We start from the raw sequence: 16,764 nt of genomic DNA, 5'->3' as shown, positions 1-16,764 counted from the left end.
CCCCCCACGCTCCCCACTTCGTGTGGTCGCTGCCCCTCCAAGAGGGGTGCTTTTCGATCTTGGGGCGGCCCGGCGATGAAAAAGGGCCGCTGGATGCGGCCCTTCTTACATGCGCAGGCGATCTCAGTTGATCGTCGCGCCCGAGGCCTCGACGGTGGCCTTGGAGTTCTTGAAGTCGGCTTCGAAGAATTTGCCGAAATCGGCCACCGACATGGCCTGCGGCTCGGCGCCCTGGGCCTGGATGGATTCCTGCACTTCCTTCATCTGCAGCAGCTTGTTCACCTCGGTGTTGAGCTTGGCGGCGATGGGGGCGGGCACGCCCTTGGGGCCGAACAGGCCGTACCAGGTGCTCACGTCAAAGCCCTTGTAGCCGGATTCGGCGACGGTGGGCACCTCGGGCAGCGAGGAGCTGCGCTTGGCCGAGGTGACGGCCAGCGGGCGCAGCTTGCCGGCCTTGATCTGGCCGATGGCGGACGGCACCGACGACACCAGCAGGTCCACGTTGCCGGCCAGCGCATCGACCAGCGCCGGGTTCGAGCCCTTGTAGGGTACGTGGGTGAGCTTGATGCCCGCGGCCTTCTCGAACAGCACGCCGGCGATGTGGATGCTGGTGCCGTTGCCCGGCGAGCCGTAGGTGATCTTGCCCGGGTCGGCCTTGGCGGCGGCGATCACGTCGGCCAGCGTCTTGAACTTCGAGTGCTCGGAGGTGGCGATGATGACCGGCGAATACGCCACGTGGGCGATGGGCGTCAAGTCCTTCGCGGGGTTCCACGGCAGGTTCTTGTACAGGTAGTAGCCCAAGACCACGTTGTCCTTTTGGCCCATCACGATGTCGTAGCCGGTGGGCTGGGCCTTGGCGGCCTCGCTGATGCCGATGGTGCCGCCCGCGCCGGCGCGGTTGTCGGCCACCACGGTCCAGTGGTTCTGCTCGGCGAGCTTGGTGGCGATGATGCGCGACAGGATGTCGGTGCCGCCGCCGGGCGGGAAGGGCACGATCACGCGGATGGGCTTGGACGGGTAGTCCGCCGGCGCGGTGGTTTGCGCCTGCGCGCTGGCGCCGAAGGCCAGGGTCAGCGCCATGGCGCCAAAGCTCACGAATTGACGAAGCATGGGAAATAGTCTCCAAAAAAAGCAAGGCAGGCAAGCAGCCTGCCATGGTTCAGACAGCGGCCATTGTAGTGACTGGGCTGGGGCTGGAAAACCATGGATATCATGGAGCCGTTTCTTTCATTCGGCGAACACGCCCATAGTCAATCGATATGGCAGCGTATGGCAGCGATATGGCGATGGGCCAGGAGTAGCGGGCATGACAACAGTTTTCAAGCGCGCATGGTGCGCGGCCGCGCTGGCGGCGATGACATCGGTGGGCCAGGCGGCGCTGAAGCCGGGCGCACAGGCGCCGGTTTTCAAAACCGAGGCGGCGCGCGCTGGCCAGCCGTTTGCGTTCGATTTGGCCGATGCGCTGCGCAAGGGGCCGGTGGTGCTGTATTTCTTTCCGAAGGCATTCACCGAGGGCTGCACCATTGAGGCCCATGCCTTCGCCGAGGCCACGCCGCAGTTCGGCAAGCTGGGCGCCACGGTGGTCGGCATCTCGCATGACGACATAGCCACGCTGAAGAAATTCTCCACCGAGGCCTGCCGCGACCAGTTCGCGGTGGCGTCGGACGCCAGCGCCGCCACGATCCGCGCCTACGACGCGGGCAGTGCCTCGCGCCCCGGCACCGCCAGCCGCATCTCGTATGTGATCGGCCGCGACGGCAAGGTGGCCTTCGTGCACGAAGGCAGCGATCCGCTGCAGCATGTGGAGCTGACGCTGCAGGCGGTGCAGCGGCTGCAGGCCGCCCAGCAGTAGTCGCCCAAGGGGCCGTTCAGGGCGCGAAGCCCAGCTCGCGCAGGATGGCTTCGGTGTGCTCGCCCAGCGCGGGCACTGCACCCATGGCGGCCTCGCTGGCGCTCAAGGTGGCGGGCGGCAGCAGGGCCTGAATGGGGCCCCGGGGCGTGGCCACCTCGCGCCAGCGCTGGCGGGCCGCGAACTGCGGATGGCTCCATACCTCCTGCGGCTCGGCCAGCGGTGCGTTGGCGATGCCGCCGGCGTCCAGGCGCTGCAGCACCTGCTCGCGGCTGAGCGTGGCCAGGCATTGCGTGATGACCGCGTCGAGCTCGGCGCGGTGCTGCACGCGCAGGGTGTTCTGGGCGAAGCGCGGGTCGTCCACCAGGTCGGGGCGCTGCAGCACGGCGTGGCAGAAATCGGCCCATTCCCGGTCGTTCTGCAGGCCGAAGATCACGCCCTTGCCGTCGCCCGCGACGTACTGGCCGTAAGGTGCGATGGTGGGGTGGGTGAGGCCGCTGCGCACCGGCGCCTGGCCGCCGTAGTGGCTGAAGTTCAGCGGGTACGACATCCACTCGGCAAGGGCTTCGAGCATGGTGACCTCCACCCGCGTGCCCTGGCCGGTGTGGCCGCGCTGCAGCAGCGCCGCCAGGATGCCGGAGTACGCATACATGCCGGCCGAGATGTCGGCAATCGATATGCCGGTGCGCGCCGGGGCCTCGGGCGTGCCGGTGACCGAGATCAGGCCGGCCGCCGCCTGGATCAGCAGATCGTAGGCCTTCTTGCCACTGTAGGGGCCGCCGTCGCCGTAGCCCGAAACGTCGCAGACAATCAGCCGGGGGTGCTGTGCATGCAGGCTGTCGAAGTCCAGGCCCAGGCGGGCGGTGGCGCCGGGGGCGAGGTTTTGGATGAGCACGTCGCAGCGCGCCAGCAGCGCGTGCAGCACGGGCAGGCTGCCGGGCTGCTTCAGGTCCAGCGCCAGGCTTTCCTTGCCGCGGTTGGCCCAGACGAAGAAGGACGATTGGCCCAGCACGGTGCTGTCGTAGCCGCGCGCAAAGTCGCCCGCGCCGGGCCGCTCGATCTTGATGACGCGGGCGCCCAGGTCGGCCAGCTGGCGGCTGGCGAACGGGGCGGCCACGGCGTGTTCCAGGGCCAGTACGGTAATGCCTTGCAGCGGGCGGATGGGGGCGTGGGTCATGGGGTCTCGACGTCAAAAAAATGCCCCGCACGACGCCATGCAGGGCCTGGGAAAAAATTATAGAAATGGGCCGCGGGCAGGGCCAGTCGAGATTTTCAAAGCGGTGTTCAGGATTCTCTAATCGCCATCGCCAGCCGGCTCCGGCGGCGCATTGGCCTTGATCACCTGGTCCACGAAAGCCCGCTCGTGCGGCAGCAGGCTGGCGAGCGACTTGAGCACGATGCGCTGCTCGCGCAGGGCCCATGGCACATCCACCCGAACCTGCTGCACCTGCCCGCTGGCGATATAGGCGGCGGCAATCGAGCGCGGCACCAGTGAGATGCCGGCGCCTTCGGCCACGCAGGCCAGCACGTCGGCAAAGGAGGGGGCGTGCACCCGCACCCGCGGTGCAACGCCGAGCCGGCGCGCCGCGGCTTCGAGGAAGACGAAGTTGCTGGACTGCTTGCCTATGCCCACCAGGTCGTGGGCCAGCGCCATGTCCAGCGGAACCAGGGCGTGCTCGGCCAGCGGATGGCCGGGCGGGGTGATGAAGACGAGTTCATCGCGGGCGTAGGCAATGGTTTCGAGCCCGCCGAAATCGATGTCGCCCGCGGCCAGGCCGATATCGGCCGCACCATCCTGGATGGCCTTGACCACGCTGGCGCTCAGCTGCTCTTGCAGCTCCACATTCACGTTGGGGTAGGCCGCCAGGAAGCGGCTGAGCGCCGGCGCCAGGCCGTTCAGCGTGCTGCTGTTGGCGAACACGCGGATATGGCCGACCACGCCATCGGTGTGGCGCTGCATCTCGGCGCCCAGGCGCTCGACATTGCCCAGGATGGCCTCGGCATGGCGCTTGACGGTCAGGCCCGCCGGGGTCAGCTGCATGCCCTTGGGCGTGCGCTCGAAGAGGGCGGCGCCCAGCGCCTGCTCCAGGTTCTTGAGGCGGTAGCTGGCCGAAGGGGCCGTGAGGTGCATGCCGGCCGCGCCGCCGCTCAGGCTGCGGGCGGCGGCAATGGCAAGAAATACCTTCAGGTCGGTCAGTTCGTATCGCATGGCAATCGGTCGCCAGAGCGCATGGGGGCTGGCATTTAGAGAGCGTCTAATGACGCGAAGAAACATTCGACTGGATGCCGCGCAGGTGGCTGCCTATAGTTTTGCACTGTGGTTTTTCGATGCGTCTTGCAGGCGAAACATTTCAGGAGACATAGCCATGTTCACACGTCGATGGATTTGCGCGGTGGCGGCAGGGGCCTTGGTGCCGCTGGCGGCCCCGGCCCAGGAGCCTTCCTATCCGCAGCGCCCGGTCAAGCTGATTGTGCCGTATGCGGCAGGCGGCCCCACCGATACCTTTGCCCGCGCCCTGGCCGATACCTGGGGCAAGAAGCTGGGCCAGCCGCTGATCGTGGAAAACCGCACCGGCGCGGGCACCCTGGTCGGCACCGAGGCGGTGGCCAGGGCCCAGCCCGACGGCTACACCATCTTGCTGACCACGGTGGCGCATGCGGTCAACCCCAGCATCCACAGCAAGATGCCCTATCGCACGGTGGAAGATTTTGCGCCCGTGGGCATGGCGGCGAAGGCGCCGCTGGTGATCGTGGTGAACCAGGATTTCCCGGCGCGCAATCTCACCGAGTTCATGGACTATCTCAAGGCCCACCCAGGCAAGGTGAGCTACGGCTCGGCCGGCGTGGGCAGCGCGCCGCACCTGGGCACCGAGCTGCTGAACTACATGACCGGCATCAAGACGGCGCACGTGCCGTACCGCGGCAGCGCCCCGGCGATGCAGGATGTGATCGGCGGCCATGTGGGCTTCATGATGGACAGCGCGCCCACGGGCTTGGCGCAGGTCAAGGCCGGCAGCGTGCGCCTGATCGCCACCACCATGGCGCAGCGCCTGCCGCAGACGCCGGACACGCCCGCGGTGGCCGAGGCGGTGCCGGGCTACGAGGCCTATACCTGGAACGCGGTCTTCGCGCCGGCCAGGACGCCGCAGCCCGTCATCGCCAGGCTCAATGCCACGCTGAAGCAGGCCTTGCAGGAGCCGGCGCTGCAGAGCCAGGCCTACACCATGGGGCTGGTGCTGGAGAAAGACCCCGAGCCGCGTGCGTTGGCCAGCTTTCTCACGGGCGAGCTGGCCAAGTGGAGCCAGGTGGCCAAGGCTGCGAAGATGAGCGTGAACTGATCCCGAGGAGACACCATGCCCGCCACGTATTCCCCCTTTCGTGCCGGTCTTTGCGCAGCGCTGCTGCTTGGGATCGGCCTCGGCGCGAGCGCGCAGGAGCCCTACCCAGCGGGGCCGGTGACGCTGATCGTTCCCTATGCTGCGGGCGGCACGACCGATGTCGTGGCCCGCCAGTTTGCCGTGGCTCTGCAGAAGTCGCTGGGGCAATCGGTGGTGGTCGAGAACAAGCCCGGCGTGTCGGGCACGCTCGGGGCCGTGGCGCTCCAGCGCGCCAGGCCGGACGGCTACACGCTGGCCCTGATCCCGGCCACGGTGTTTCGCCAGCCCTTCATCCAGAAGACCGCGTATGACCCGGCCGGCGGCTTGACCTACCTGGCGAGAATTTCCGGCTACACCTTCGGCACGGTCGTGCGCGCGGATTCGCCCTGGGCTGCCTGGCAGGATTTCGTGAAGGCCGCGGGCGCCGCCCCCGGCAAGTACAGCTATGGCACGCCGGGCCAGTTCAGCACGCCCCACATCACTATGCTGGAAATCAGCGCCCGGACGGGCATATCGCTGAATACGGTCCCCTACAAGAGCGATGGCGAGTGCCTGCCAGCCTTGCTGGGAGGGCATGTGGACATGTGCGCCGCCGGCAGCTCCGCCGGCACCCTGGTCGATGCCGGCAAGCTGCGCTGGCTGAACCTGTGGACCGCGCAGCGTTCGCCGCGCTGGCCCCAGGTGCCCACGCTGAACGAGCTGGGCCTGGACATCACGGCCGAGTCGCCGTATGGCGTGGCCGGCCCGCGCGGCATGGACGGAGCCGTGGTGCGCACCCTGTCCGAAGCGCTGCGCAAGGCGGCCTTCGACCCCACGCACACGGCTGCGCTGGCCAGGCAGGACCAGGCACTCCTGTACCTGGATGGCCCGGCCTACAGCAAGTTCGCCATGGAGCAGATCGCGCAGGAGCGTGTCCTGGTCCGCAAGCTCGGCCTGCAGGCCCAGTGATGCACAACCACCATTGAAAGAACCCATGAAACGACACCAGATGTGCCCCCAGCGCTATTTCGAGGATTTCGCGCTGGGCGAGAAATTCCTGCTGCCCTCGCGCACCATGACGGATGCGCTGTTTGCTGCCTTCCAGCTCGCCAGCGGCGACAACCATCCGGTGCACTACGACGTGGAATACTGCCGCGCCCACGGCATGCCGCACATGCTGGCCCACGGCTACCAGGTGGTGATCCAGACCGCGGCGGGCGCCGGGCTGTTTCCGCACATGGTGGAGGAGTCGCTCAAGGGCTTTCTGGAGCAGGGCAGCCGCTTCCTGAACCCGGTGTTCGTGGGCGACACGCTGTACTGCACGCTGACGGTGTCCGAGCTGAAACCCGGCAACACCACCGGCGTCATTACCTTGAGCACCGAGGTGCGCAACCAGCGTGATGAACTGGTGATGGACGGCTTTCAGAAATACCTGTTGCGCAAGCGGCCGCGCTGATGGTATTTTTTGATAGCTATCAGCGCTTGCCATTGCTAGTTTTTAGATATAAATGTATTTGAAACTGTTACAGGGTAAGCGCAAGAAGCTATCAAAATATCAGGCCGCCGGTGCCAGCAGCGCGTTGGCCTGCGGCAGCTTGAGCGGCGCGCCAGCCAGCAGCGCGGCGTCGCGCCTTTGCATCGCGGTGCCGGGCGGCGCCAGGGGATCGCTGGGCTGCAGCCGGCTGCGCAGCAGCGCATCGGCCAGCAGCAGGCGCCGCCCGTCCACGCCTGGCTGGGTGGCTTCCCAGGCCAGCACGATGGCGGCGCTGGCATGGTACAGGGCCGATGCGGCGCGCCGCACCTCGGCTTCCAGCTCGGGGCGGGCGGCCACCGCATCGGCCAGCGCGATGGCCTGCTCCAGCGCCCGCTCCAGCTGGCGGGCGGTGTACGGCGCCTGGGCCTGCACCGGCTGCAGCTTGCGCTGCAGCAGCGCCTGCAATGCCTGGTGGGCCCGGTCCTTGCGCACCGCGCGGCTGATGGCGTCCAGCGCGTTGATGTTGCTCGTGCCCTCCCAGAGCACGCCGATGTGGGCATCGCGCACCAAACGGGCGTTGACGAAGTCCTCGATGTAGCCGTTGCCGCCGCGCGCCTCCATCGCGCCAGTGGCCACGGTGATGTTGTCGCGGCAGCTGCGCAGCTTGAGCAGCGGCGTGAGCAGGCGCAGCGCCGCCTGCGCCTGCTGGTCGCCTGCATAGCCCTGCGCCATCACGTCGGCGGTGGCCAGAGCCATGGACAGTGCGGCCTCGGTTGGCACCATGATCTTGAGCAGCTGGCGCTGCATCAGCGGGTAGTCCTGCACCTGGCGGCCGAAGGCCTGGCGGTGGCGCGCGGCCTGCAGGGCCTCGTTGAGGCAGCGGCGCATCATGGCCGCTGCGCGCACCGCGTGCGACAGGCGCGAGAGGTTGACCTGCTCCATCATCTGCTTGAGGCCCTGGGCCGGGTCGCCGACCAGGTAGGCGAAGGCGCCGTCGATGCGCAGCTCGCCGCTGGCCATGCTGCGGGTGCCGAGCTTGTCCTTGAGCCGCACGATGCGGTAGCTGTTGCGGCTGCCGTCCTCGCGCTGGCGCGGCATGGCGAACAGCGCCAGGCCGGCGGTGCCGGCGGGCGCGCCCTCGGGCCGCGCAAGGATCAAGGCCACGTCCGCATCCACATGCGACGAGAACCACTTTTCGCCGCTCAGCCGCCATTCGCCACCCTCCAGGCGGGCGGTGGTCTCGACCTGGCCCACATCCGAGCCACCGGCCTTCTCGGTCATGAACTGGGTGCCTTTCCACAGGTCTTCCAGCCTGTCGGCCAGCATGCGCGGCAGCAGCTTGGCCTTCAACTCCTCGCTGCCGAACTTGCGTATCAGGTGGATGGAGGTGTCGCTCACGCTGATGGGGCACATCTGGCCGAACTCGGACTGCACGAACAGGTACTGGAACGCGTACTTGGTGACGGGTGACAGGGTGCCGGCATAGCCCATGGCGCCAGGCCGGTGCGTCATCGCATGGAACTGGAACTGCTCGAACGCGATGTGCTCCATCTCCTGGTAGGCGGGGTGGTATTCCACCCAGTCCTCGTCCTCGCCCCAGCGCGAGCGCGCGTGCAGCACCGGGCCATGCTTGTCGGCCACGGTGGCCAGCTCGTTCAGCCGCCCGCCCGCCAGCTGGCCCAGGCGCTGCAGGTGCGGCAGAAAGTACTGTAGCTCGGCCTGTGGCACATACAGCGGCAGCAGCTGCTGCAGGCCCGGGTCGAGTTCGAAGAAATCGAGGCCGGCGCAGTCGGGCGCGAGCTTGTCCGAGCTTTGGCGGGAGGTGGCCGGGCGCGGCTTGGCAAAGGCGCCGTAGCGGGGCAGAAAGGTCATGGGGGAGTCTCCTTGTGTGGTTCAGATGGCGCCGGCCTGGCGCAGCGCCGCCTGTTGCGCGGCGTCAAGGCCCAGGCGCTCGTGCAGCACGGCCTGCGTGTGCTGGCCCAGCGTGGGCGGGCCGGCGGGGTAGTCCAGCGGCGTTTCGGAAAAGCGCAGCGGGCTGGCGATGCTGCGGAAGGTGGCGCCATCAGGCAGCCCGATCGGGGCCTCGATGCGGCGGGCCTGCACCTGTGGGTCGGCCAGGGCCTGGGCGAAGTCGTTGATCGGCGCGCAGGGCACGCCGGCGGCGTCGAGCCGCTCCAGCCAGTCGGCGCTGGCGCGCGCGGCCATGGCGCGGGCCAGCTCGGGCAGCAGCGCATCGCGGTTGCGCAGCCGGCCCGAGACCTTGGCGAAGCGCGCGTCCGCAGCCAGCCCGGGCCGCTCGATGGCCTGGCAGTAGGCGGCGAACAGCGAGTCGTTGCCCACGGCCACCACGATCTGTCCGTCCAGCGTGTCGAATACCTGGTAGGGGACCGCATTGGAATGCGCATTGCCGTAGCGGCGCGGCAGCTGGCCTGAGGCCAGGTAGTTGACCGCCTGGTTGCTGTTGAAGGCCATGGCGCAGTCCAGCAGCGCCATGTCGAGGTGCTGGCCCTGGCCGCTGCCCTCGCGCCACAGCAGCGCCGCCAGCACCGCCACGGTGGCGTACAGGCCGGTGGTGATGTCGGCCACCGCGATGCCCACTTTCTGCGGTCCGCCGCCGGGCAGCCCGTCGCGCTCGCCGGTGATGCTCATCAGTCCGCTCATGGCCTGGAACACGAAGTCGTAGCCCGGCTTGTGGCTGTACGGCCCGGTGTGGCCGAAGCCGGTGACCGAGCAGTACACCAGGCCGGGGTGGATGGCCTTGAGGTCGTCATAGCCCAGGCCGTAGCGCGCCAGCGTGCCGGCCTTGTAGTTCTCCACCAGCACATCGCACTGCAGCACCAGCGCCTTGATCAGCGCCTGGCCATGGGGCGTGGTGAAGTCGATGGTGACCGACTGCTTGCCGCGGTTGGCGGAGCCGAAATAGGCCGAGTCGTGCCGCTCGCTGCCCTCGGCCGCGGGCATCCACGGCGGGCCCCAGCCGCGGGTTTCGTCGCCCACGCCGGGGCGCTCCACCTTGATGACCTCGGCGCCCAGGTCGGCCAGGTTCTGGGTGCACCAGGGGCCGGCCAGCACCCGGGTCAGGTCGAGCACGCGGTATTTCTGCAAAGGCTTGTTGCTCATGGGGAATGGCTTGCAATGGGTTATTCGGCCTGGATACGGGCCTGCTCGATCACCGCCTTGTACTTGGCGCTCTCGTCCTTGAGATAGGTGGCGAAGTCGCCCAGGTAGTAGCCCACCGGCTGGGCGCCGCTGCCTATCAATTGCTTTTGCACCTCGGGGCTGGCCATGATCTTGCGGATCTCTTCGGCCAGCCGGGTGAGCGTGGGCTGGGGCACGCCGGCCGGCGCCACAAAGCCCACCCAGGCCTGCATTTCCATGCCGGGGTAGCCCACCTCGGCCACGGTGGGCACCTCGGGCAGCGCGTCCACGCGCTTGCTGCCCATCACCGCCATGGCCTTGAGCTGACCGCTCTTGATCAGCGGCGCGCCGGTGAAGGCGGGCTCGAAGGTCATCGACACCTCGCCCGCGATGGTGGCGGTCTTGGCCGGGGCGCTGCCCTTGTAGGGCACGTGCAGTACCTCGATGCCGGCGCGCGAGCGCAGCATCTCGCCGGCCAGGTGGGCGCTGGAGCCGTTGCCGTACGAGGCATAGCTCAGGCTGCCGGGCTTGCTCTTGGCCAGCTGCACCAGCTCGGCCAGGCTGGCGGCGGGCACCTTGGGGTTGAGCACGATCACGCTGGGCGCCACCGCCACCAGCGCGATGGGGCTGAAGCTCCTGGCCGCGTCGTAGCGCAGGTTCTTGTACAGCCAGGGGTTGGCCGACAGCGTGGTGTTGGTGGCCGCGAGCAGGGTGTAGCCATCGGGCTTGGCGCTGGCCACGAAGTCGGCCCCGGTGATGGTGGAGGCGCCGGGCTTGTTCTCGACCACCACTGGCTGGCCCAGGGCCTCGCCGAGCTTCTGCCCTACGATGCGCGCCACCACATCCGTCATGCCGCCTGCCGCATAGGGCACCACGAGGCGTATCGGCTGGCGCGGGTAGTCCTGGGCCCAGGCGCTCGTGGCGATGCTGGCGAGCGCGGCCGCGAGGGCAGCGCCCGGCAGCAGTTGCTTGAGTTTCATGTCTTGTCTCCTGAGGTGTGCATGGATCTGGCGTCCGAGATGGATTCTTCTTGACGTGATCCATACCGTCCAATACATTTTTTTGGACTATTCATCTAATTCGTATATCAATAAATCCAAGATGGGAGCGACATGGAACTGAGACAGCTGCGCTATTTCGTGGCCGTGGCCGAGGAGCTGCACTTCGGCAAGGCCGCGCAGCGGCTGGCGATTTCGCAGCCGCCGCTGAGCTTCAACATCGCCCGCCTGGAGGAGTCGCTCGGCTATGCCCTGCTGCGCCGCAGCACCCGTGCGGTGGAGTTGACGGCGGCCGGCAAGGTCTTCTACCGCGAGGCCTGCCGCATCCTGGGCCTGGCCGAGCAGGCCCGGGCGCTGGGCAGCCGTGCCGCGAAAGGCGAGGTCGGTAGCCTGCGCATCGGCTTCGTGGGCGCGGCGCTGCTCACGCCGCTGGCCGCGGTACTGCGGCGCTTCGAGCTGCAGCGGCCCGGCCTGCTGATCACGGTGCACGAGCTCAACAGCTACGAGCAGATCGATGCGCTGCAGCGCGAGCAGATCGATTTCGGCATCCTGCATCCGCGCGCGATCCCGGGCGGCCTGGGCAGTCAGGTACTGTTGCGCGAGCCCTTCGTCTGCGCGCTGCCGGCCGGCCACGCGCTGGCCAGCCGCAGGGAGATCCGGCTGCAGGCGCTGAGAGACGAATCCTTCGTGCTCTTTCCGCGCCATTTCTCGCCCGAGTACCACGACCGCATCATCGCGATGTGTGTGGCGGCGGGGTTCACCCCGCATGTGCGCTACGAGGTGCGCGCCAATGCCACGGTGGCGGCGCTGGTGGCCGCGGGTTTTGGCGTGGCCATCGTGCCGCAGTCGGTGGGCCGGGTGGCGATCGACGGCCTGCAGTTCCGGCCTTTGGCCGGCGCTCGCGTGGCATCGGAGCTCATTGGCGCCTGGCGCGACGAGGACCACGAGCGCCTGATCCGCCCGCTGCTGGCGGAGATGGCGCCGCTGCTGGCAGGCAGTGTCTGAGGCCTGCCTAGCCGGCCTGCTCGAACCCCTTCCACAGCCGCAGGCGCAGGCCGTTGGCCACCACCAGCAGGCTGACGCCCATGTCGGCCAGCACCGCCAGCCACATGCTGGCATTGCCAGTCAGCGCGAGTGCGAAGAAGACCAGCTTCACGCCCAGCGCCAGCGCAATGTTCTGCCACAGCACGCCATGGGCATGGCGCGACAGGGCGATGGTCTGCGGTATGCGGCGCAGGTCGTCGTTCATCAGCACCACGTCGGCGGTTTCCATGGCCATGTCGGTGGCATGGCTGCCGCCCATGGCGAATGCCAGGTCGGCGCGGGCCAGCGCCGGCGCGTCGTTGATGCCGTCGCCCGCCATCGCGGTGGGGCCGATGTCCTTTTGCAGCTGGCCGAGGCGCTGCAGCTTGTCTTCGGGCAGCAGGTTGCCCCAGGCGCTGCGGATGCCCGCCTGCTGCGCAATGGTTTGCACCGTGGTGGCGTTGTCGCCGCTCAGCACCACGGGCTGCACGCCCACGGCCTGCATCTGCGCGATGGCTTCGCCGGCATGCGCGCGCAGCGGGTCGGCCACGGCGAAGAGGGCGGCCACGCGGGTGCCGCTGGCCAGCGCGGTGACGGTGCGGCCCTGCTGCTCCTGTTCGGCCATCGCGGCTTCGACGGCGCTGCTGGCCAGGCCCTGCTCGCGCAGCAGGCGCAGGTTGCCCAGCATCCAGCGCTCGCCATGCACCACGGCCTCGGTGCCGCGGCCGGGCAGGGCCTGCACATCGCGGATGCCATTGTCGGCCTGCTGGGCGTGCTGCAGCCCGGCGGCAATCGCGCGCGAAACCGGGTGGTCCGAGCGGCTGGCCAGATGCCAGGCGGTATGCGCCAGCGCTTCGTTACCGTCTGTGTTACCGTTTGTGCGCACGCCATTGGCATCCAGCGCATGCCAGGCCACCAGCGTGGGCTGGCCGGTGGTGAGCGTGCCGGTTTTGTCGAGCGCCACCACGCGCAGCCTGCGGGCGTTCTCCAGCGCGCTGCCGCCCTTGATGAGCACGCCTTTTTGCGCCGCCGCGGTGAGCGCGCTGACCACGGTGACCGGCGTGGAGATCACCAGTGCGCAGGGGCAGGCGATCACCAGCAGCGCCAGCGCCTGGTACAGCGATTGCGTCCAGCTCCAACCCAGGGCGAAGGGCGCGGCAACGGCCAGCGCAATCGCCAGCAGCAGCACGATGGGCGTGTAGATGGCGGCGAAGCGGTCGACGAAGCGCTGCGTGGGCGCCTTGCTGGCCTGGGCCTGCTCCACCGCGCGCACGATGCGCGACAGCAGGCTTTGCTCGGGCGCGGCGTCCACGCGCATCTGCAGCTCGGCATGCTGGTTCACGCTGCCGGCATAGAGCGGGTCGCCCGGAGCCTTGTCGGCCAGCGCGCTTTCTCCGGTGATCGGGGCCTGGTCCACCGCGCTCTGGCCCGCGGTCACCGTGCCGTCCAGCGGCACGCGCGCGCCGGGGGCCACGCGCAGCACCGCGCCCAGCGCCACCTCGCTGGCGGGCATGCGGCGCATGCTGCCGTCCGCCTGCAGCACATCGGCCTCGGGCGGCGCCAGGTTCAGCAGGTTGCGGATGGCGTTGCGCGCCCGGTCCATCGCCAGGTCCTCGATGCGCTCGGCGGCGGCGTACAAGGCCATCACCATCGCGGCCTCGGGCCACTGGCCGATCAGGAAGGCGCCGGTCACGGCCACCGCCATCAGCGCGTGGATGCCGAGCTTGAGCGACATCAGCCCGCGCAGGCCGGCCCGGTACACGCCCAGGCCCGACAGCGCGATGGCCAGCAGCGCCAGCGCCATGCCGCCGTAGTGGTAGATGCCGGCGAGCTGCGGCGCTGTGCTGTTGGCCCCCGCCAGCCAGTGCGCCAGCTCGGCCAGCAGCGCCAGCGCCAGCGCGCCCGAGATCCGGCCCCAGCCGGGCAGCACGCCGTGGTCGTGGCCATGGTCGTCGCCATCCGCATGCTCGTGTTCATGGCCGTGATCGTGCGTATGCGATGGGGCGGCGGCAGCCCGCTTGCCGAAGCTCAGGTCGATGGCGCCGCAGTCGCAGCCGCCCGGGCCGCAGCTGGCCTCGGGCGCGGGCGGCGGATGCGCATGGCCATGGCCGTGGCCGGTGTGGTCATGTGCTGCCCGTGCGCCCGTGGGCAGGGAGGGGGTGTTGCTGTTCATGCGATGATTGGAAACCTTCAAGTCACTTCAAGGTCAAGCCATGGTTTCGCAGCAACCCCACTACCGTATCGGCGAAGCGGCGCACAAGAGTGGCGTGTCGGCCGCCAACATCCGCTACTACGAGAAGGAAAACCTGCTCGCCGCCGGCGGCCGCAGCGAGAGCAGCTACCGCCTGTACAGCGAGGCCGACATCCACCAGCTGCGCTTCATCCGCCAGTGCCGGGCGATGGACATGTCGCTCGACGAGGTGCGCACCTTGCTGCGGCTGGACTGGCAAAGCAGTGACGACTGCGCCGCCGCGCGCAACGCGATCGACGAGCATTTGCAGCATGTGCGCGAGCGCCTGCGCGAGCTGCGCGCCCTGGAAAAGGAGCTGGTGGCCCTGCGCGACTGCTGCGACGGCAGCTCGGGCGCGTGCCGCACCATCGAGGCGCTGCACCGCCGCGCCGACGAGGCGCCGCTGGCGGCCGCGCCGGCCACCTCGGTCAAGCGCCATGTGTGAGCCGGGCGGCGATGCAAAACACCCTATGATCCGCCCATGCTGGTAAGCCTGCTCAATCCGCGCTGGCCCGGCCGCTGGTGGCGCACTGCGCAGCGCTGGGCGGTGGCCTGGTGGCGCATCATCTACCTGGGGGCGGTGGCCATGGTGCTGCTGCTGTCGCCCAGCAGCTACGGGCGCCTGACGCGGCTGCGCCTGATGCGCCGCATGTACCTCGACACCGCGCCCATCCTGCTGGGCTTCACCGCGCTGTCGGCGCTGCTGTGCCTGGTGGTGGCGCATATCGTGAACGTCACCGCGCGCAGCTACGGGCTGTCGCGCTTTGCGCTGGAGATGGTGATCCGCGTGCTGGTGCTGGAGCTGATACCGCTCACCGCCGCGCTGTTCGTCGCGATGCGCTGCACCATACCCGCCGGCGCGCGGCTGACCGCGCTGCGCGAGAGCGGGCGCTTCATCGAGCTGCGCCGCCAGGGCGTGGACCCGGTGCGCGCCGAGATGCTGCCGTTGGCGGTGAGCGGCATGTACGCGGCCATCACGCTGGCGGCGCTGTCGTGCGTGGTGTCGCTGGTCATGGTGTACCTGAGCGTCTACGGCCTGAGCTTCGCGGGCCTGGTGCCTTATACGCGGATGTTCGCGCGGGTGTTCTCGCCCTCGGTCACGCTGCTGTTCGCGATGAAGACCCTGCTGTTCTCGCTGGCCGTGGCGCTGATTCCCACCGCGTCGGCGATGCACCGTCCCTATGGCGTGGGCGCCGGCGTGGCGGTCGGGCCCGAATCAGAGATCAGCGGCCTCGCGCGCATGTTCGTGGTGCTGCTGCTGATCGAGATTTTGTCGCTGATGGGCAATTATTATTGACTCCCATGACTGTTTCGCAGACCCCACCACCGCCGCCACCCGCTGCGGCGCCAGCCGCGGTGCCGGATGAGCTGGCCCCGGTGCCCCACCTGGAGCGCAAGGCCGCGGCGCTGCTGCTGTTCACGCTGGCGCTGATCGTCGGCGCGGTGCTGTACCTGCTGTATGCGCGCGGCGTGTTCGAACCCACGCAAAAGCTCATCCTCACCGCGGACGACTCCGAGGGCGTCACGCTGGGCATGGATATGACCTTCTCGGGCTTTCCCATAGGCAAGGTCGGCAAGATCGAGCTGGCGCCGCAGGGCACGGTGCGCATCCATGTCGACGTGCCGCAAAAGGATGCGCACTGGCTGCGCATCAGCAGCGTGTTCACGCTGGTCAAGGGGCTGGTGGGCGGCACCACCATCAAGGCCTATTCCGGCGTGCAGGACGATCCACCGCTGCCCGATGGCGCGGAGCGCGCGGTGCTCTCGGGCGATGCCACCGCCGAGCTGCCGCAGATCATGGCCAATGCGCGCGCGCTGCTGGAGAGCCTCAACCGCATCACCGCCGAGGGCTCGGCGCTCAGCGACAGCCTGGAGCAGGTGCGGCTGCTGGCCGGCCGGCTCAACGGCCCCGGCGGCGCCATGGGTGTGATGCTGGGCGGCGACGCCGAGGCCAAGAAGATCGCGCTCACGCTCGAGCGCGTGAACCAGCTGCTCGCGCGGCTCGACGGCATGGCCAGGAACGCCGACCGGCAGGTCTTCGGCGCCAAGGGCGTGATGCCCGAGGTACAGGCCACCGTGGTGCAGCTGCGCGCCTTGCTCACCGATGCGCAGGGCAGCCTCAAGAAGATGGATGCGGTGCTGGTGGAAGCCCAGGCCGTGGGCGCCAACGCCAGGGAGGCCACCACCGACCTCGGCAGCCTGCGCGCCAATGTGGACGCCACGCTGCGCAAGGTGGAGGGCATGGTCAACGAGATCAACCGCAAATGGCCGTTTGCCAAGGATGCGGAGGTGAAGCTGCCATGAAGCGTTTCGCTCTTGTATTGATGGCCGCTTGCGCCCTTTCTGCCTGTGCCGGCAAACCGAAAAGCCCGGATTGGGCCATGAACGAGCAGGGGGCCGTGGAACGCGCCACCGACGCCTACTTGTCGGGCAAGGTGCAGGTCGCCGCGGTGGAATGGGAGCGCGCCCGCGACGAGGTGCGGCGCACCGCGCGGCCCGACCTGCTGGCCCGGCTGGAGCTGGTGCGCTGCGCCGCCCAGGTGGCCGCGCTGGAAACCACCGCCTGCGAGGCCTACGAGCCGCTGGCCGCCAGCGCGGCCGCGCCGGAGCAGGCTTATGCCCGCTACCTGCGCGGCGCGCTGCTCGGCGGCGACCTGGCCTTGCTGCCGCCGCAGCACCAGGCCGTGGCCGCGGCA

At 68.8% G+C, this 16,764-nt stretch carries 15 protein-coding genes and 1 pseudogene; 9 read left to right on the top strand and 7 right to left on the bottom strand.

Going from position 1 to position 16,764, the window contains the following annotated elements; translation table 11 throughout:
- Nucleotides 1-123: 123 nt before the first annotated feature.
- Nucleotides 124-1,110 (bottom strand): Bug family tripartite tricarboxylate transporter substrate binding protein, encoded by a 987-nt coding sequence (locus ACODRX_RS25040; RefSeq protein WP_488874265.1) that lies wholly within the window; start codon nucleotides 1,108-1,110, stop codon nucleotides 124-126.
- A gap of 196 nt (nucleotides 1,111-1,306) precedes the next feature.
- On the opposite strand from ACODRX_RS25040, the gene ACODRX_RS25035 reads away from it, so the two are divergent.
- On the top strand, nucleotides 1,307-1,852 hold the full coding sequence (locus tag ACODRX_RS25035) for a peroxiredoxin (RefSeq protein WP_488874264.1): 546 nt from the start codon (nucleotides 1,307-1,309) through the stop codon (nucleotides 1,850-1,852).
- Between the two features lie 16 nt (nucleotides 1,853-1,868).
- Here the strand turns inward: ACODRX_RS25035 and ACODRX_RS25030 are convergent, their stop codons facing one another.
- A complete protein-coding gene (locus ACODRX_RS25030; protein ID WP_488874263.1) occupies nucleotides 1,869-3,026 on the bottom strand; it encodes a CaiB/BaiF CoA transferase family protein in 1,158 nt (385 codons plus the stop codon).
- Between the two features lie 117 nt (nucleotides 3,027-3,143).
- Complete coding sequence (locus ACODRX_RS25025) at nucleotides 3,144-4,058, bottom strand: LysR substrate-binding domain-containing protein (RefSeq protein ID WP_488874262.1); 915 nt, start codon at nucleotides 4,056-4,058, stop codon at nucleotides 3,144-3,146.
- A gap of 157 nt (nucleotides 4,059-4,215) precedes the next feature.
- On the opposite strand from ACODRX_RS25025, the gene ACODRX_RS25020 reads away from it, so the two are divergent.
- The 3 genes from ACODRX_RS25020 to ACODRX_RS25010 are packed head-to-tail and all read left to right on the top strand — an operon-like array spanning nucleotide 4,216 to nucleotide 6,661.
- Entirely contained in the window at nucleotides 4,216-5,187 is a 972-nt protein-coding gene (locus ACODRX_RS25020) for a Bug family tripartite tricarboxylate transporter substrate binding protein (protein ID WP_488874261.1), read from the top strand.
- A gap of 15 nt (nucleotides 5,188-5,202) precedes the next feature.
- Nucleotides 5,203-6,174: a tripartite tricarboxylate transporter substrate binding protein gene (locus tag ACODRX_RS25015; RefSeq protein ID WP_488874260.1), complete on the top strand. Its 972-nt coding sequence runs from the start codon at nucleotides 5,203-5,205 to the stop codon at nucleotides 6,172-6,174.
- Between the two features lie 25 nt (nucleotides 6,175-6,199).
- A complete protein-coding gene (locus tag ACODRX_RS25010) occupies nucleotides 6,200-6,661 on the top strand; it encodes a MaoC family dehydratase (protein ID WP_488874259.1) in 462 nt (153 codons plus the stop codon).
- 99 nt (nucleotides 6,662-6,760) lie between these two features.
- Here ACODRX_RS25010 and ACODRX_RS25005 read toward each other — a convergent pair whose 3' ends face one another.
- Genes ACODRX_RS25005 through ACODRX_RS24995 form a run of 3 tightly spaced genes read right to left on the bottom strand, consistent with a single transcriptional unit; the run spans nucleotide 6,761 to nucleotide 10,797 of the window.
- Entirely contained in the window at nucleotides 6,761-8,551 is a 1,791-nt protein-coding gene (locus ACODRX_RS25005) for an acyl-CoA dehydrogenase family protein (RefSeq protein ID WP_488874258.1), read from the bottom strand.
- Nucleotides 8,552-8,572: 21 nt separating this feature from the next.
- Entirely contained in the window at nucleotides 8,573-9,799 is a 1,227-nt protein-coding gene (locus ACODRX_RS25000) for a CaiB/BaiF CoA transferase family protein (protein ID WP_488874257.1), read from the bottom strand.
- A gap of 20 nt (nucleotides 9,800-9,819) precedes the next feature.
- Nucleotides 9,820-10,797 (bottom strand): Bug family tripartite tricarboxylate transporter substrate binding protein, encoded by a 978-nt coding sequence (locus ACODRX_RS24995; RefSeq protein WP_488874256.1) that lies wholly within the window; start codon nucleotides 10,795-10,797, stop codon nucleotides 9,820-9,822.
- Nucleotides 10,798-10,929: 132 nt separating this feature from the next.
- Between ACODRX_RS24995 and ACODRX_RS24990 the strand changes: the two genes are divergently transcribed.
- On the top strand, nucleotides 10,930-11,820 hold the full coding sequence (locus ACODRX_RS24990) for a LysR family transcriptional regulator (RefSeq protein ID WP_488874255.1): 891 nt from the start codon (nucleotides 10,930-10,932) through the stop codon (nucleotides 11,818-11,820).
- A gap of 7 nt (nucleotides 11,821-11,827) precedes the next feature.
- Here ACODRX_RS24990 and ACODRX_RS24985 read toward each other — a convergent pair whose 3' ends face one another.
- Nucleotides 11,828-14,011, bottom strand: coding sequence for a heavy metal translocating P-type ATPase (locus ACODRX_RS24985; RefSeq protein ID WP_488874254.1), 2,184 nt, complete (start codon nucleotides 14,009-14,011; stop codon nucleotides 11,828-11,830).
- A 40-nt stretch (nucleotides 14,012-14,051) separates the two neighbouring features.
- Between ACODRX_RS24985 and ACODRX_RS24980 the strand changes: the two genes are divergently transcribed.
- From ACODRX_RS24980 to ACODRX_RS24965, 4 genes and pseudogenes are all read left to right on the top strand, one after another.
- A complete protein-coding gene (locus ACODRX_RS24980) occupies nucleotides 14,052-14,513 on the top strand; it encodes a Cd(II)/Pb(II)-responsive transcriptional regulator (protein ID WP_488874253.1) in 462 nt (153 codons plus the stop codon).
- Between the two features lie 36 nt (nucleotides 14,514-14,549).
- Complete coding sequence (locus tag ACODRX_RS24975; RefSeq protein WP_488874252.1) at nucleotides 14,550-15,365, top strand: MlaE family ABC transporter permease; 816 nt, start codon at nucleotides 14,550-14,552, stop codon at nucleotides 15,363-15,365.
- Nucleotides 15,366-15,370: 5 nt separating this feature from the next.
- On the top strand, nucleotides 15,371-16,372 hold the full coding sequence (locus ACODRX_RS24970) for an MlaD family protein (protein ID WP_488874251.1): 1,002 nt from the start codon (nucleotides 15,371-15,373) through the stop codon (nucleotides 16,370-16,372).
- A 77-nt stretch (nucleotides 16,373-16,449) separates the two neighbouring features.
- Nucleotides 16,450-16,764: pseudogene (locus tag ACODRX_RS24965) on the top strand (hypothetical protein); the annotation flags it as partial.

It is taken from the genome of Comamonas sp. FG99, from assembly GCF_057808605.1.
This window is presented reverse-complemented; position numbering and strand designations above follow the sequence as displayed.

What these genes read in the sequence shown, in the direction of transcription:
- ACODRX_RS25040 (WP_488874265.1), bottom strand. Translation starts at nt 1,110, where the DNA reads ATGCTTCGTCAATTCGTGAGCTTTGGCGCCATGGCGCTGACCCTGGCC.
- ACODRX_RS25035 (WP_488874264.1), top strand. Translation starts at nt 1,307, where the DNA reads ATGACAACAGTTTTCAAGCGCGCATGGTGCGCGGCCGCGCTGGCGGCG.
- ACODRX_RS25030 (WP_488874263.1), bottom strand. Translation starts at nt 3,026, where the DNA reads ATGACCCACGCCCCCATCCGCCCGCTGCAAGGCATTACCGTACTGGCC.
- ACODRX_RS25025 (WP_488874262.1), bottom strand. Translation starts at nt 4,058, where the DNA reads ATGCGATACGAACTGACCGACCTGAAGGTATTTCTTGCCATTGCCGCC.
- ACODRX_RS25020 (WP_488874261.1), top strand. Translation starts at nt 4,216, where the DNA reads ATGTTCACACGTCGATGGATTTGCGCGGTGGCGGCAGGGGCCTTGGTG.
- ACODRX_RS25015 (WP_488874260.1), top strand. Translation starts at nt 5,203, where the DNA reads ATGCCCGCCACGTATTCCCCCTTTCGTGCCGGTCTTTGCGCAGCGCTG.
- ACODRX_RS25010 (WP_488874259.1), top strand. Translation starts at nt 6,200, where the DNA reads ATGAAACGACACCAGATGTGCCCCCAGCGCTATTTCGAGGATTTCGCG.
- ACODRX_RS25005 (WP_488874258.1), bottom strand. Translation starts at nt 8,551, where the DNA reads ATGACCTTTCTGCCCCGCTACGGCGCCTTTGCCAAGCCGCGCCCGGCC.
- ACODRX_RS25000 (WP_488874257.1), bottom strand. Translation starts at nt 9,799, where the DNA reads ATGAGCAACAAGCCTTTGCAGAAATACCGCGTGCTCGACCTGACCCGG.
- ACODRX_RS24995 (WP_488874256.1), bottom strand. Translation starts at nt 10,797, where the DNA reads ATGAAACTCAAGCAACTGCTGCCGGGCGCTGCCCTCGCGGCCGCGCTC.
- ACODRX_RS24990 (WP_488874255.1), top strand. Translation starts at nt 10,930, where the DNA reads ATGGAACTGAGACAGCTGCGCTATTTCGTGGCCGTGGCCGAGGAGCTG.
- ACODRX_RS24985 (WP_488874254.1), bottom strand. Translation starts at nt 14,011, where the DNA reads ATGAACAGCAACACCCCCTCCCTGCCCACGGGCGCACGGGCAGCACAT.
- ACODRX_RS24980 (WP_488874253.1), top strand. Translation starts at nt 14,052, where the DNA reads ATGGTTTCGCAGCAACCCCACTACCGTATCGGCGAAGCGGCGCACAAG.
- ACODRX_RS24975 (WP_488874252.1), top strand. Translation starts at nt 14,550, where the DNA reads ATGCTGGTAAGCCTGCTCAATCCGCGCTGGCCCGGCCGCTGGTGGCGC.
- ACODRX_RS24970 (WP_488874251.1), top strand. Translation starts at nt 15,371, where the DNA reads ATGACTGTTTCGCAGACCCCACCACCGCCGCCACCCGCTGCGGCGCCA.